The sequence below is a fragment of the Shinella sp. BE166 genome, assembly GCF_051201095.1.
In the GTDB taxonomy this organism is placed as follows: Bacteria; Pseudomonadota; Alphaproteobacteria; order Rhizobiales; family Rhizobiaceae; genus Shinella; species Shinella lacus.
Window position 1 is genome coordinate 64,188 of record NZ_JBPEHL010000002.1, and the last position, 14,710, is coordinate 78,897.

Annotated in this window: 11 protein-coding genes; 9 read left to right on the top strand and 2 right to left on the bottom strand. The window is 65.4% G+C overall.

Annotated features, from left to right (window positions below; translation table 11 throughout):
• Nucleotides 1-15: 15 nt before the first annotated feature.
• The 8 genes from ccmI to J2Y63_RS04320 all read left to right on the top strand — a co-directional run bounded on the left by ccmI (nucleotide 16) and on the right by J2Y63_RS04320 (nucleotide 11,039).
• Nucleotides 16-1,134 carry a c-type cytochrome biogenesis protein CcmI gene (gene ccmI / locus J2Y63_RS04285; RefSeq protein ID WP_435265099.1) on the top strand — a complete coding sequence of 373 codons (1,119 nt, stop codon included), beginning with the start codon at nucleotides 16-18 and terminating at the stop codon, nucleotides 1,132-1,134.
• Nucleotides 1,131-1,580, top strand: a complete 450-nt coding sequence (ccmE, locus tag J2Y63_RS04290; protein ID WP_435265100.1) for a cytochrome c maturation protein CcmE — start codon at nucleotides 1,131-1,133, stop codon at nucleotides 1,578-1,580. Before ccmI ends, ccmE begins: the two co-directional genes overlap by 4 nt.
• Nucleotides 1,577-3,562 carry a heme lyase CcmF/NrfE family subunit gene (locus tag J2Y63_RS04295; protein WP_435265101.1) on the top strand — a complete coding sequence of 662 codons (1,986 nt, stop codon included), beginning with the start codon at nucleotides 1,577-1,579 and terminating at the stop codon, nucleotides 3,560-3,562. The genes ccmE and J2Y63_RS04295 overlap by 4 nt, the downstream gene beginning before the upstream one ends.
• Nucleotides 3,559-4,017, top strand: coding sequence for a cytochrome c-type biogenesis protein (locus J2Y63_RS04300; RefSeq protein WP_435265102.1), 459 nt, complete (start codon nucleotides 3,559-3,561; stop codon nucleotides 4,015-4,017). Before J2Y63_RS04295 ends, J2Y63_RS04300 begins: the two co-directional genes overlap by 4 nt.
• Nucleotides 4,018-4,243: 226 nt before the next feature.
• Nucleotides 4,244-5,812 carry a Do family serine endopeptidase gene (locus tag J2Y63_RS04305; protein WP_256120865.1) on the top strand — a complete coding sequence of 523 codons (1,569 nt, stop codon included), beginning with the start codon at nucleotides 4,244-4,246 and terminating at the stop codon, nucleotides 5,810-5,812.
• Nucleotides 5,813-5,928: 116 nt separating this feature from the next.
• Entirely contained in the window at nucleotides 5,929-6,612 is a 684-nt protein-coding gene (locus J2Y63_RS04310) for a response regulator transcription factor (protein WP_435265103.1), read from the top strand.
• A 13-nt stretch (nucleotides 6,613-6,625) separates the two neighbouring features.
• Nucleotides 6,626-8,041 (top strand): sensor histidine kinase, encoded by a 1,416-nt coding sequence (locus J2Y63_RS04315; protein ID WP_435265512.1) that lies wholly within the window; start codon nucleotides 6,626-6,628, stop codon nucleotides 8,039-8,041.
• 49 nt (nucleotides 8,042-8,090) lie between these two features.
• Nucleotides 8,091-11,039, top strand: coding sequence for a bifunctional [glutamine synthetase] adenylyltransferase/[glutamine synthetase]-adenylyl-L-tyrosine phosphorylase (locus J2Y63_RS04320; protein ID WP_435265104.1), 2,949 nt, complete (start codon nucleotides 8,091-8,093; stop codon nucleotides 11,037-11,039).
• 12 nt (nucleotides 11,040-11,051) lie between these two features.
• Here J2Y63_RS04320 and J2Y63_RS04325 read toward each other — a convergent pair whose 3' ends face one another.
• The gene (locus J2Y63_RS04325) at nucleotides 11,052-13,400 is read right to left on the bottom strand and encodes a PAS domain-containing sensor histidine kinase (RefSeq protein ID WP_435265105.1); all 2,349 of its coding nucleotides are present in this window, start codon (nucleotides 13,398-13,400) and stop codon (nucleotides 11,052-11,054) included.
• Nucleotides 13,401-13,517: 117 nt separating this feature from the next.
• Entirely contained in the window at nucleotides 13,518-14,264 is a 747-nt protein-coding gene (locus tag J2Y63_RS04330; RefSeq protein WP_435265106.1) for a helix-turn-helix transcriptional regulator, read from the bottom strand.
• 75 nt (nucleotides 14,265-14,339) lie between these two features.
• Between J2Y63_RS04330 and J2Y63_RS04335 the strand changes: the two genes are divergently transcribed.
• Nucleotides 14,340-14,708 (top strand): VOC family protein, encoded by a 369-nt coding sequence (locus tag J2Y63_RS04335; RefSeq protein ID WP_256120870.1) that lies wholly within the window; start codon nucleotides 14,340-14,342, stop codon nucleotides 14,706-14,708.
• Nucleotides 14,709-14,710 lie beyond the last annotated feature (2 nt).

Sequence of the window (14,710 nt, forward strand, 5' to 3'; positions counted from 1 at the left end):
AGTATTTGATCTGTCATGCTTTTCTGGATTCTTGTCGCCATCCTGACGGCCGCGGTCGCCGCCGTCCTGCTCCTTCCCCTGCTGCGCCGCCCCGTGGCGGCTGCGGGCGACGACAGCCATGACGTGGAAGTCTATCGCGACCAGCTGGAAGAATTGAAGCGCGACCAGGCGACGGGCCTGATCGGCGCGACCGAGGCGGAGCTTGCGCGGGCGGAAGTGGCGCGTCGGCTGATCGCCGCCAGCAAGGCCGAAGCGAAGGACCGGGCAAGCCCGGCCGAGCGCCGCAACCTGATGGCGCAGGTCTTCGTGATCGTGATGCTACCGGCCATCGGGCTCTGTCTTTACATCGCGGGCGGGCGGCCGGATCTTCCGGCCCAGCCGCTCGCAGAGCGCCTGGCAAACCCCGGCAACGACATCAACATGCTGATCGCGCGCGCCGAAAACCATCTGGCGCGCAACCCGCAGGATGGGGCGGGGTGGGACCTGCTGGCGCCGATCTACTATCGCGGCGGGCGCATGGAGGATGCGGCGAACGCCTTCTCCCAGTCGATCCGCCTGCTTGGCGCCAGCCCGGAGCGGCTGGACGGTCACGCGGAAACGCTGATTGCGCTTGCGAACGGCATTGTGACCGCCGAGGCGCGCGTGCAGCTCGAACAATCGCTGAAGCTGAAGGCGGACAATCCGCGCGCAAAATATTACCTCGCGCTGGCGCTGGAGCAGGAAGGCAAGAAGCCGGAAGCCCGCGCCGCCTTCGAGGCTCTGGCGAAGGAAGCGCCGGCGGATGCGCCCTGGCTGCCGCTGGTCAACCGGCATATCGCATCCCTGGGGGAAAACCAGCTTGGCAATCCGACGGCGGACGACGTCGCGGCGGCGGAGGGCATGGCGACGGGCGACCGGCAGCAGATGATTGCCGGCATGGTCGAAAGCCTTGCGTCGAAACTTCAGGAAAATCCCGACAATTTCGAAGGATGGATGCGCATCATCCGTTCCTATGTTGTGCTGGATCAAAGGCCGAAGGCCGAGGCTGCTCTACAGACGGCGCTGAAAACCTTCCCGGCGGCGAGCGAGAACGGCAAACAGCTTCTGGCGCTGGCCAAGGACCTATCGATTTCGGCTGAGGGCGGCGGACAATGACACGCAAACAGAAACGCTTGGCGGTGATCGGCGGCGGGGTGGCCTTCCTGGTCGCGGCGGTGCTGCTCGTCATGTTCGCCTTCAGCCAGTCGATCGCCTATTTCTATGTGCCGGGCGATCTCGCCAAGGCCAATGTGCCGCCCGGCACGCGCATCCGGCTCGGCGGCCTCGTCGAGAACGGCACGGTGAAGCGCGGCGAGGGCTCGACCATCACCTTCACGGTGACGGACACGCTCTCCACGGTGCCGGTGACCTATACCGGCATCCTGCCCGACCTGTTTCGCGAGGGGCAGGGCGTGGTGGCGGAAGGCGCCTTCGGCGCGAACGGGCTGTTCGTCGCCGATACGGTGCTCGCCAAGCATGACGAGACCTATATGCCCAAGGACGTGGCGGACCGCCTGAAGGCGCAGGGCGTGGAACTCTCCGGCAAGGAAACGATCAAATGATCATCGAGCTTGGACACTATGCCCTGGTTCTGGCGCTGGCGACGGTGATCGTCCAGTCGGTTCTGCCGCTGATCGGCACCATCCGGGGCGACCGTTCGCTGATGGCGGTGGCGCCCGCCGCGGCCCTTGCCGGTTTCCTGCTGGTGCTCTTCTCCTTCTCGGTGCTGACCTTCGCCTATGTCGTCTCCGATTTTTCGGTGGCGAATGTCTGGGAGAATTCGCATTCGCTGAAGCCGATGATCTACAAGATCTCCGGTGTGTGGGGGAACCATGAGGGCTCGATGCTGCTCTGGCTGCTCATCCTCGTCTTCTTCAGCGCGCTGGTCGCCACCTTCGGCGCCAACCTGCCGGAGCGGCTGCGCGCCAATGTCTTGGCGGTGCAGGGCCTGATTTCGACTGCTTTCGCGCTGTTCATTCTTCTGACGTCCAATCCTTTTCTGCGGCTTTCCCCCGCGCCGGCCGAGGGGAAGGACCTGAATCCGGTGCTGCAGGATATCGGCCTCGCGATCCATCCGCCGCTGCTCTATCTCGGTTATGTCGGCTTCTCCGTCTGTTTCTCCTTCGCCATCGCGGCGCTGATCGACGGGCGGATCGATGCCGCCTGGGCGCGCTGGGTGCGGCCGTGGACGCTCGCCGCCTGGAGCTTCCTGACGGCGGGCATCGCGATGGGCTCCTACTGGGCCTATTATGAACTCGGCTGGGGCGGCTGGTGGTTCTGGGATCCGGTGGAGAATGCATCGTTCATTCCCTGGCTTGCCGGCACCGCGCTGCTGCACTCCGCGCTCGTCATGGAAAAGCGCGAGGCGCTGAAGATCTGGACGGTGCTGCTCGCCATCCTTACCTTCTCCATGTCGCTGCTCGGCACCTTCCTCGTGCGCTCCGGCGTGCTCACCTCGGTGCATGCTTTCGCGACGGACCCGACGCGCGGCGTTTTCATCCTGGCGATCCTCGTCTTCTTCATTGGCGGCGCGCTGTCGCTTTTCGCCTTCCGGGCCGCGACGTTGAAGGCCGGCGGGCTTTTCGCGCCGATTTCGCGCGAGGGCGCGCTTGTCCTCAACAACCTGATCCTCACGACCGCGGCGGCAACCGTTTTGACCGGCACGCTCTATCCGCTGGTGCTGGAAGCGCTGACGGGCGAGAAAATCTCCGTCGGCCCACCCTTCTTCAACCTGACCTTCGGCCTCTTGATGCTGCCGCTGCTGCTGGCGGTGCCGTTCGGGCCGCTGCTCGCGTGGAAGCGCGGTGATGTGCTTGCGGCAGGCCAACGGCTGTTTGCGGCGGTCGGCGTCGGGCTGCTGCTGGCGGCGGCGGTGGTCTATGCGCAGAATGGCGGGCCGGTACTGGCCTATTTCGGGCTTGCCATCGGCTTCTACATGATCGCCGGGGCGATCACCGATCTTTGGCTGCGCGCCGGTCTCGGCAAGGTGGCGCGCAATGTCGCCTTCCGCCGTTTCATCGGCCTGCCGGGCTCGGCCTTCGGGGCCGCACTCGCCCATATGGGTGTCGGCGTCATGGTGATCGGCGTCATCGCGGTGACGGCCTTCGAGACCGAACATGTCGTGGAGATGAAGCCCGGCATGCAGGTCGAGGCGGGCGGCTATGTGCTGACCTTCGACGGCATGCGCCGCGGGCAGGGGCCGAACTATTCCGAAGAATCGGGCCACTTCACGGTGGCGCGCGGCGGCGTGACGGTGACCGACGTCTGGTCCTCCAAGCGCCTCTATACCGCGCGCCGCATGCCGACGACGGAGGCGGGCATCCGCACCTTCGGCTTCAGCCAGCTCTATGTGTCGCTCGGCGATGCGATGGCGGACGGCGGCATCGTCGTGCGCGTCTGGTGGAAGCCGATGATCCTGTGCATCTGGCTCGGCGCGCTGATCATGATGGTGGGCGGCGTCGTTTCGCTCTGCGACCGGCGCCTGCGCGTCGGTGCGCCGCAGAAGGTGCGCAAGGTGAAGCCGGCGCTGGAGGCGGCGGAATGATGCGCCGCCTGCTGCTTGCCGCAGCGTTCCTGCTTGCGGCATTCCCAGCTTTTGCCGTCAATCCGGACGAGGTGCTTCCCGATCCGGCGCTGGAGGCGCGTGCGCGTGCGTTGTCTTCTCAGCTGCGCTGCATGGTCTGCCAGAACCAGTCGATCGACGATTCGAATGCCGAGCTCGCCCGCGACCTGCGCCTCCTCGTGCGCGAGCGGCTGAAGGACGGCGACAGCGACGAGGCGGTGATCAACTATGTCGTTTCGCGCTATGGCGAATTCGTGCTTTTGAACCCGCGCCTGCGTGGCGAAACGCTGCTGCTCTGGGGCGCGCCGATCGTGCTGTTCATCGCGGGGGCGGCGGCGATGGTGCTGTTCGTGCGCAAGCGCGGCGGCAAGCCGACGGGCACGCCGCTTTCCGAGGCGGAAAAGGCCGAGCTCGAACGCGCACTTAAGCGCGACTAGAGCATTTCCGCTTTTCTTCGAATCGCGAAAACGCCCTACCTCTTTTTTTCGCGCAATTCCGGACGCAAAACCGCGTTCCGCACTTTTGCTGGAATTGCTTTGACCCGGAATTCTCCAACATTACGAAAAATTCATGCTGCGGATAGTGCGCCGTAATGTGCGCGAGCCTATCTCTTCTCCATCGGCTGCCGAACGCGGCCATGAAGTGAGAGAAAAGGTGCAAAGAATGTCCAAGATTTCAGCATTCCGTCCCAACCTCAAGACCGTACTGAAGACGACCACCGTCGCCGGACTTGCGGCCGTGATGCTCGCGACCGGCATTCCCGCCCGCGTTACCGAGAGTTTTGCCGAGGCTGTTTCCGTGCAGGCGCCGCAGGTCGCGAGCTTCGCCGACGTCGTCCAGGCCGTCTCGCCGGCCGTGGTTTCCGTTCGCGTCCAGTCAGATATCAAGCCGGCTTCCGATGAGGGCGGCAACAACTTTAGCTTCAATTTCGGCGGTCGCGATCTCGACGAGCTGCCGGACAACCACCCGCTGAAGCGCTTCTTCCGCGAGTTCGGCGGCCAGGACGGCTTCCGCGGCGACCGCGGCCCGGATCGCCGCTTCGGCGATCGTCGTGACCGCAAGCCGCACCTGCGCCCGACCTCGCAGGGTTCCGGCTTCTTCATCTCCGAAGACGGCTATATCGTCACCAACAACCACGTCGTCAATGACGGTTCGGCCTTCACCGTCGTCATGAACGACGGCACCGAACTCGATGCCAAGCTGATCGGCAAGGACAGCCGCACTGACCTCGCCGTGCTGAAGGTCGACGACAAGGACAAGCGCAAGTTCACCTATGTGAGCTTCGCCGATGACAGCCAGATCCGCGTCGGCGACTGGGTCGTCGCTGTCGGCAACCCGTTCGGCCTCGGCGGCACGGTAACGGCCGGCATCATCTCGGCCCGCGGCCGCGATATCGGCTCTGGCCCCTATGACGACTACCTCCAGGTAGACGCCGCCGTGAACCGCGGCAATTCGGGCGGCCCGACCTTCAACCTCAACGGCCAGGTCGTCGGCATCAACACCGCGATCTTCTCGCCGTCGGGCGGCAATGTCGGCATCGCCTTCGCCATTCCGGCTTCGGTCGCCAAGGGCGTCGTCGCCGACCTGATGAAGGACGGCAAGGTCGACCGCGGCTGGCTCGGCGTGCAGATCCAGCCGGTGAGCCGCGACATCGCCGACTCGCTCGGCCTCGCGGACGCCGCCGGTGCCCTCGTCGTCGAGCCGCAGACGGACTCGCCCGGCGCCAAGGCCGGCATCCAGAAGGGCGACGTGATCACGGCGCTCGACGGCGAGCCGGTCAAGGACCCGCGTGACCTCGCCCGCCGTGTCGCCGACATGTCGCCCGGTACCAAGGTCGACGTTTCGGTCTGGCGTGATGGCAAGGCGCAGAACGTCTCGGTCGAGATCGGCACGCTTGCCGGCGAGCAGATCCAGGCCGCGACCGGCACCACCGAGGAAGCCGAACCGGAAGCCCCTGCCAGCGAGCAGGCGCTTGCCGATCTCGGCATCACGGTCACCCCGGACGACAAGGGCCTGACGGTCTCCGCCGTCGACCCGGACTCCGACGCCAGCGACCGCGGCCTGAAGGAAGGCGACCGCATCACCTCCGTCAACAACCAGGCCGTGAAGTCTGCCGACGACGTGGTGAAGGTCATCAACAACGCCCGCAAGGATGGCCGCTCCAAGGCGCTGTTCCAGGTCGAGACCAATGACGGCAGCCGCTTCCTGGCGCTGCCGATCGACCAGGGCTGAACGGCTCCGTCAACGCGATCCACGGCGCCGCGAAATCGCAAGGTTTCGCGGCGCTGCCGCATCGGGGTTTCGCGCGTCTAGCCAAGTCCCGCTGAACATGCTGTAAGGTCCGGACGATGAAGATATTGATTGTGGAAGACGATCTGGAGGCGGCCGCCTATCTCTCGAAGGCCTTCCGCGAGGCGGGCATCGTGCTCGACCATGCGAGCGACGGCGAGAGCGGCCTCTTCCTCGCCACCGAAAACGGCTATGACGTGCTGGTCATCGACCGTATGCTGCCGCGCCGTGACGGCCTTTCGGTCATCTCCGAGCTGCGCCGCCGCAACATCCACACGCCCGTGCTGATCCTCTCGGCGCTTGGCCAGGTCGACGACCGGGTGACCGGGCTTCGCGCCGGCGGCGACGATTACCTGCCGAAACCCTATGCCTTCAGCGAGCTTCTCGCCCGTGTCGAAGTGCTCGGCCGCCGCAAGGGCACGCCGGAGCAGGACATGGTGTACCGCGTCGGCGACCTGGAGCTCGACCGGCTCTCCCACACCGTCAAGCGCGCCGGCAAGGAGATCCTGCTCCAGCCGCGCGAATTCCGTTTGCTCGAATATCTGATGAAGAATGCCGGCCAGGTGGTGACGCGCACCATGCTGCTGGAAAATGTCTGGGACTATCATTTCGACCCGCAGACCAATGTCATCGACGTTCATGTCTCGCGGCTGCGCTCGAAGATCGAGAAGGATTTCGACCAGCCGTTGCTGCGCACGGTGCGCGGCGCCGGATACATGATGAAGGACGAGGCGGCGGGCTGACCTCATGCATCGGATGCTCGGCCGGCTGACCGCTCTCTACCGAACCACGGCGGTGCGCCTTTCCGCGGTATATCTGCTGCTGTTTGCCACCTGCGCGGCCTTCCTCGTCTTCTACGTCTCCTCCATGTCGGAAAACCTGCTGCAGCAGCAGATGCGCGAGGCGGTGGCGCAGGAGACCGAACAGATCGAGCGCGTCTTCGACAACAATGGCATGAACGGCCTGCTGCGCACGCTGGAGCGGCGCTCCCGCCAGCCGGGCGCCAATCTCTACGTCATCGCCAGCCCGACGGGCGAGGTGCTGGCCGGCAACGTGGCTTCGCTGCAACCGGGCGTGCTGGACACCGAGGGCTGGACGGAGACGCCGTTCCGCTATCAGCGCTATCAGGAGGAGGCGCGCGGCAACAACCGCCCCATGGCCTATGCGCAGGTGAGCGTGCTGTCCAACGGGCTTCGCGTGCTCGTCGGCCGCGACCTCGGCGAGCCGGAGAATTTCCGCAACCTTGTGCGCCAGGCGCTGATGGTGGCGCTCGGCGTCATGGGCGTCGGCGCGCTCGCCATCTGGTATCTCATCGGCCGCAATGCGCTGAAGCGCATGGACCGCATGTCCGGCGCCAGCCAGCGCATCATGGCGGGCGACCTCTCGCAGCGCTTGCCGACGAGCGGTTCCGGCGACGAGTTTGACCGCCTGTCCGAATCGCTCAACACCATGCTCGGCCGCATCGAGAAGCTGAACGAGGGCCTGAAGCAGGTTTCCGACAATATCGCGCACGACCTGAAGACGCCGCTGACGCGGCTGCGCAACAAGGCGGAGGCGGCGCTTGCCGGCGGCGAGAAGACCGATCACCGCACGGCGCTGGAGGAGATGATCACCGAATCCGACCAGCTCATCCGCACCTTCAATGCGCTCTTGATGATCTCCCGCGTCGAGGCCGGCCAGGCGCCGGCGGAAATGAGCGCCATCGACATCAGCGGCATCGCGCACGACAGCGCCGAACTCTACGAGCCGGTGGCCGAGGATTGCGGGTTGAAGCTCGTGACGGAGATTGCCGACGGTATCGAGATCAAGGGCAATCGCGAACTCGTCGGCCAGGCGCTCGGCAACCTCATCGACAATGCGGTGAAATATGCCGAGGGCAGCGGCGGCGAGCCGGAAATCCGCATTTCGCTTGCGCTGCGGGAGGGCGACGTCGTGCTCTCGGTTTCCGACAGTGGCCCTGGCGTGCCGGAGGAGAAGCGCGACGATGTGGTGAAGCGCTTCGTGCGCCTCGATGCCAGCCGCTCGAAGCCCGGCACCGGCCTCGGCCTGTCGCTCGCCGTCGCCGTCATGGAGATGCATCACGGTAGGCTGGAGCTCGATTCCACCCATCCAGAGCGGGAAAACAATCGGGGGCTGACGGTCCGCATGGTTTTCCCCGTCGTTATGGACTGATACAGCTCTTCGGCAACGAGCGAGCAAAAGCTCTTGCTGAGGAGACATCATGAGCGCAACGGAAACGACGCGGTTTTCCGATCTTTCGACCAGCCCGATTCGGCCTTTGAGCCAGGCGGAGGTCAAGTCGGTGCTCTCCGATCTCAAGGATTGGGGCAGGGACCACGCCGCCATCGCCAAGCTCCTCGGTGAGGACGGGCCGCTCAAGGACTTCATCATCGCGGCCTTTTCCCTCTCGCCCTATCTGCGCGACACCGCGCGCATCGACCCCGGCCTGCTCGTCCGCGCGCTCGAAGATCCGATCCTGCCCGCCATCGACGCCGCGATCGATCGTGCGCGAAACGCCTGGCAGCCGGCCGGCGAGGTGACGGAAGCCGTGCTGATGACCCGGCTGCGCGTCGCCAAGCGCGAGGTCGCCTTCCTCACCGCGCTCGCCGACCTTGCCCGCATTTTCGACGCGCGCCGGACGACTGCGCTGCTGACCGACCTTGCGACCGCGGCAACCTCCGCCGCCATCGACCATCTCCTCCTGTCGGCGCATGACAGCGGCAAGCTGAAGCTGCCCGATCCCGCGCATCCGAGCGAAAGATCGGGCCTCATCGTGCTCGGCATGGGCAAGCTCGGTGCCTCGGAACTCAACTATTCCTCCGATATCGACCTCGTCATCTTCTTCGATCCGATGGCGCAGATCGCGGTCGATGCGAACGAAGCCGTCGAGACCTTTTCCCGCCTCGTGCGCCGGCTGATCCGCATCATGCAGGAGCGCACCGGCGACGGTTACGTCTTCCGCACCGACCTGCGCCTCCGGCCCGATCCGGGCGCGACGCCGCTTGCCATCTCGGTCGATTCGGCCATGCTCTATTACGAGGGCAGGGGGCAGAACTGGGAGCGCGCCGCCTTCATCAAGGCGCGGCCGATCGCCGGCGACATCAAGGCCGGCGAGGCCTTCCTCAAGGACCTCGTGCCCTTCGTCTTCCGCAAATATCTCGACTACGCGGCGATTGCCGACATCCATTCGATCAAGCGGCAGATCCATGTGCACAAGGGCCATGGCGAGATCGCGGTGAAGGGCCACAACGTCAAGCTCGGCCGCGGCGGCATCCGCGAGATCGAGTTTTTCGTGCAGACCCAGCAGCTGATCGCCGGCGGCCGCGTGCCGGCGCTCAGGCTGCGCGCCACCGAGCCGATGCTTTCGGAACTGGCGAAGGCCAACTGGATCGACGAGGCGACGGCCGGGGAACTGACCGAAGCCTACTGGTTCCTGCGCGATGTCGAGCATCGCATCCAGATGGTCCGCGACGAGCAGACGCATCTCCTGCCGGAAACGGAAGCCGAGCTGAAGCGCATCGCCTTCATGCTGGGGTTCGAGGACACGGCCGGCTTTTCCGCAAAACTCGTTTCGGTGCTGAAGACCGTCGAGCGGCGTTATGCGGCGCTGTTCGAGCAGGAGGCGAAACTCTCGTCGGAGACCGGCAATCTCGTCTTCACCGGCCAGAAGGACGATCCGGATACGCTGGAGACGCTGAAGCGTCTCGGCTTCGAGCGCCCCGCCGACATTTCCCGCACCATCCGCACCTGGCACTACGGCCGATACCGCGCCACCCAGTCCGTCGAGGCGCGCGAGCGGCTGACGGAGCTGACGCCGCAGCTGCTCAGCGTCTTCGGCGAGAGCAAGCGGGCGGACGAGGCGCTGCTGCGCTTCGACAGTTTCATCTCCGGCCTGCCCGCGGGCATCCAGCTCTTCTCGCTGCTCGGCAACAATCCGGCGCTGCTTTCCCTCATCGTCAACATCATGTCGTCGGCGCCACGGCTTGCCGAGGTGATCGCGGCAAAACCCCATGTCTTCGACGGCATGCTCGACCCGAGCCTGCTCGCCGAACTGCCGACGCGCGCCTACCTGTCCGAGCGCATCGATGGTTTCGTCTCCGGCGCCCGGCACTATGAGGAAATCCTCGACCGCCTGCGCATCATCGCCGCCGAACAGCGCTTCCTGATTGGCATCCGGCTCCTGACCGGGGCGATCACCGGCAGGCAGGCCGCCCGCGCCTTGACCCATGTCGCGGACCTCATCGTCGCCGCCGCGCTGAAGGCCGTGCTGGAGGAAATCGAGGCGGCGCATGGCAAATTCCCCGGCGGGCGCGTGGCGCTGGTCGGCATGGGCAAGCTCGGCAGTTTCGAGCTGACCGCCGGCTCCGACATCGACCTCATCCTGCTCTACGACCACGACGGCGACGCCTTCGAATCGGACGGCGCCAAGCCGCTCGACAACATCAAATATTTTACCCGCATCACACAGCGGCTGATCGCGGCGCTCTCTGCCCCGACGGCAGAAGGCGTGCTCTATGAGGTCGACATGCGGCTGCGCCCCTCCGGCAACAAAGGCCCGGTCGCGACCCGCATCACCTCCTTTGCCAAATACCAGATGGAGGAGGCCTGGACCTGGGAGCACATGGCGCTGACCCGCGCCCGCGTGCTCTCAGGCGACGAGAGCCTTGCGGCGGAGGCGCAGGCGATTTTCGCCTCCGTGCTCGGGCGCAAGCGCGAGGTCGGAAAGATCGCCAAGGACGTCGCCGAAATGCGCACGCTCATCGACCAGGAAAAGCCGCCGAAGGACATCTGGGACTTGAAGCTCATCGCGGGCGGGCTGATCGACATCGAGTTCATCGCCCAGTTCCTGGCGCTCGTCGCGCCGGCGAAGGGCGCGACCCAGCCGGACAAGGTGCTGCCGACGGCCGATGCGCTGGCGCTGCTAGGTGCCGAAATGATGGACCCCAACGACCTCGACACGGTGCAAAAGGCGCTGACACTCTATACGGAGATCTCGCAGATCGTGCGTCTCTGCATCGACGGCGGCTTCGACCCCAAGGAAGCCCCCGCCGGCCTCATCGACCTCGTCTGCCGCGCCGGCGACTGCCCGGACCTGCGCACGCTGGAAGCCGAAATCCGCCGGCTGTCCAAGGCGGTGCGCAAGATCTTCCAGGCGACGGTCAAGGGCTGACCGCCGCGGTCTTCAAGCCGCCACGAGATGCAGCGCCGCCAGGCGTTCCCGGTCGGGGATGCGCACGGAGATGATCGTGCCCTTGCCTTCCAGCGAGCGGATGCGCATGGCGCCGCCATGCAGGTGGGCAAGGGAGCGGGAGATGGCGAGGCCGAGGCCGGAGCCGCCCTTGCTCTTGGCGTACTGGCTCTGCACCTGCTCGAAGGGCTGGCCGATCTTCTGGAGCGCGGATTTCGGGATGCCGATGCCGGTATCCGCGATGGTGAGCGTCACCGCGCCATCCACCCGGCGCGCCCGCACTTCCACCTCGCCGCCGGCATTGGTGAACTTCATGGCGTTCGACAGGAGGTTCAGCAGGATCTGTTTCATGGCGCGCCGATCGGCGACCGTCAGCAGGTTGTCCGGATAGGCCTGGCGCACCTGGATCTGCTTCTTCTCCGCCTGCAACATGGTGAGGCGCAGGGTCTCCTCGATCAAGGGCGCCAGGTCGATCGTCTCGCAGCTCACGCGCATATGGCCGGCCTCGATCTTCGACATGTCGAGGATATCGCTGATGACGTTCAGGAGGTGTTTGCCGCTTTCGTGGATGTCGCGGGAATATTCGCGGTACTTGTCCGAGCCGATCGGGCCGAACATCTGGTTTTGCAGGATTTCGGAAAAGCCGAGGATGGCGTTGAGCGGCGTGCGCAGCTCATGCGACATGTTGGCGAGGAATTCGGATTTGGCGCGGTTCGCCGCCTCGGCGCGTTCCTTTTCCGCCTGGTAATTGGCGTTGGCGACGGAGAGCTCCGACTTCTGCCGCTCCAGCTTGGCGCGGGAGGCCGAAAGGTCGCCGATGGTCGCCATCAGCCGGCGCTCGGATTCGCGCAGGCGCACCTGGTGGCGCTTCATCATGGTAATATCGGTGCCGACGGAGACGAGGCCGCCGTCGCGCGTGCGCCGCTCGTTGATCTGCAGCCAACGCTCGTCGGCAAGCTGCACTTCGCTGGTCTGCGAGGCGCCGGTGCCATCCGCATCGGCGATGCGCCGCTCGATGACCGGGCGGGCGGCAGCAGCATGCACCGCCGCGCGCTCGGTGCCGGGCACCAGCACGTCGTCGGGAAGGCCGTAGGCCTGCTGGTAATGCGCATTGCACATGACGAGCCGGTCGCTCTTGTCCCACAGAACGAAGGCTTCGGACGTGCATTCGATGGCGTCGGCCAGCCGCTGGTCGGCTTCCTGATAACGCTGGGCGAGGCGATGCTGCTCGGTCACGTCCATGGCGATGCCGATCATGTGCATGCGGCCGGAGGCCATGCGGATGAGCTGGGCGCGGGCGCGCAGCCAAACGTAATGCCCCTCGGCATGACGCATGCGAAACACCTGATCGACCTGCTTGGCCTCGCCACGGGCGACCGCACGCGCGACCTGGTAAATGCCGTCGTCGTCGGGATGCATCAGGCGCGCAGCATCGCCGAAGGACAGCACGCTGTCGCGCGCCGGCATGCCGAGCATTTCATACATGGAGCGCGACCAGAACAGCCGTCGGCTGGTGAGGTCGAAATCCCACAGGCCGCAGCGGCCGCGGGCAAGCGCAGTCTCGACGCGCAGGTTGGATTCCGCGAAGATCGCATCCGCATCGCGGGCGCGCTTCGCCTGGATGTAATAGGCGTAGAGGATGACGAGCAGGATCGCCGAAATGCCGGAGAACAGCGTGACGTTCAGCGCCACCTCGTCGCGCCAGAACACCGCGAGCTGCCCCAGCGGATTGGCGACGATGATGAAGCCGCCCTTCTTGGGCATCTGCACGAGCGAGGCGTAATATTCGTCGCCGCCGATGCGGGCGCGGAAGACGCCGGCCTGCTCGCCGAAATACTGGCTCGCCGCAAGCTCGGGCGAGAAGCGCGCGAGCGACTGACCCACATACTGCGCCGCCGCAAGCGAGGCGCCGAAGACATGGCCCTTCTCTTCGACGAACAGCACCAGCCCGCCCGGCTGCATGCGATCCTGCGGCAGGTTGAGGGTGAGCGCCGCCTCGACCGCCATGCGGTCGGACTTTGCGAGGCTGTCGGCCATGCGGCCGGAGAAGACGGCGCCGACGGCCAGGGCCGTCAGCGAGGTCGTGTCGCGTACGCTCGTGTCCATCCGGTCGTGCTCGACCAGGATGCCGACCATGCGCGAGATGGCCACCACGAACAGGAAGGCGATGATCAGGATCGGTATCGACCGCTTCAGCACGGGCTCGGCCCGTGTCAGATGCCGTGCGGCAGGTCCGGCGAATATCTTCGCCTGCCCCGTCAGTTCATCTTCCCAGGCCGCCATTCCCGGAAATTTGAGACGAGTCCACCCGCCGGCTGCGCGTCCTCGTTGCGCGTCCGCCATAGTCTTAAACCTTGTACCTTTTCGTGATTCGGCGCGCCGCTCGCCCGAATCTACCCTAATGAATCAATTGTGATTCCGCTTGTCCAGAGGAAAGGGTTAAAGTTTTTTAACCATTTCTTATGGTTGGGATTTTGCATTTGCCGAAGGAGTGTCCGTGCCGGGTTCGGCGGCGATTGTCCGGCGCGGACCGGCCTCCGTCTCCCGCCATTCCTTCAGCATCGCCGCGCGCCTGCGCGGAAAGCGCTCCTCCAGCATGGCGAGCGCCAGCATCCGCTCCGTGCGAAAATGCCGGTAGCCCTGCCGCGATTCGCACCAGGCAACCAGCATCCGCGTGTCCTCGAAATAGCCGAGCGCCACCGGCCAGATGGTCCGCTCCGAAAGCGCGCCGACACTGTCGGCATAGGAGAGCCGCAGCTTCCGCTCCCGCCGGATCGCCGTGCGGATCAGGGCAAGATCGACGATTTCGCTGTCGACGATGCGCCGCGGCCCGACCAGCAGCGCCGTATTCTCCAGCTCCTCGCGCAATTCCGCCGGCAGCACCGCGGAAATCTTGGCAAGCGCGTCCGTCGCGGCCTTCGTCACGGGGGCGTCGGCGAATTTTTGCACCCAGCGGAAACCGAGCATCAAGGCTTCCAGTTCGCCCTGCGAGAACATCAGGGGCGGGAGCATGAAGCCGGGGCGCAGGATGTAGCCGACACCGGGTTCTCCCTCGATATCGGCACCCTGCGCCTGGAGCGAGGCGATGTCGCGGTAGAGCGTCCGGATGCTGATGCCGAGTTCTCCGGCAAGCGTGGCACCGCTCACCGCATGGCGGTGGCGTCTTAGGACCTGGAGGAGAGCGAGCAGTCTTTCGGATCGGGCCATGGCAACATACTGCCAGTTTTTGGCAGCGGTGTCGCCTAAAGATTATCCCGTCAACGCAAACAAAGGACGATCCCCATGACGGCTCCCAATCTCCTCATCCTCTACGTCGAAGACGCAGCAGCAAGCGGCCTGTTTTACGAAAAGCTGTTTGCCCATGCGCCGGTGGCGCAGTCCCCGGGCTTTGTCGCATTCCGGTTCGAGAACGGCCTTGGCCTCGGCCTGTGGTCAACCAGTTCCTCGGAATTCGTTTCCTCGGGCACCGGACACCGCAGCGAAATCGCCATCGTCGCGGAGGACAATGCGTCCATCGACCGGCTTCACGACGAATGGCGCGCGGCCGATGTCGCGATCGAGCAGCCGCCGTTCAATGCGGTCTTCGGCCGCACCTTCGTCGCGCTCGATCCGGATGGTCACCGCATCCGCGTCTGCCCGCCGGCCAATTAACC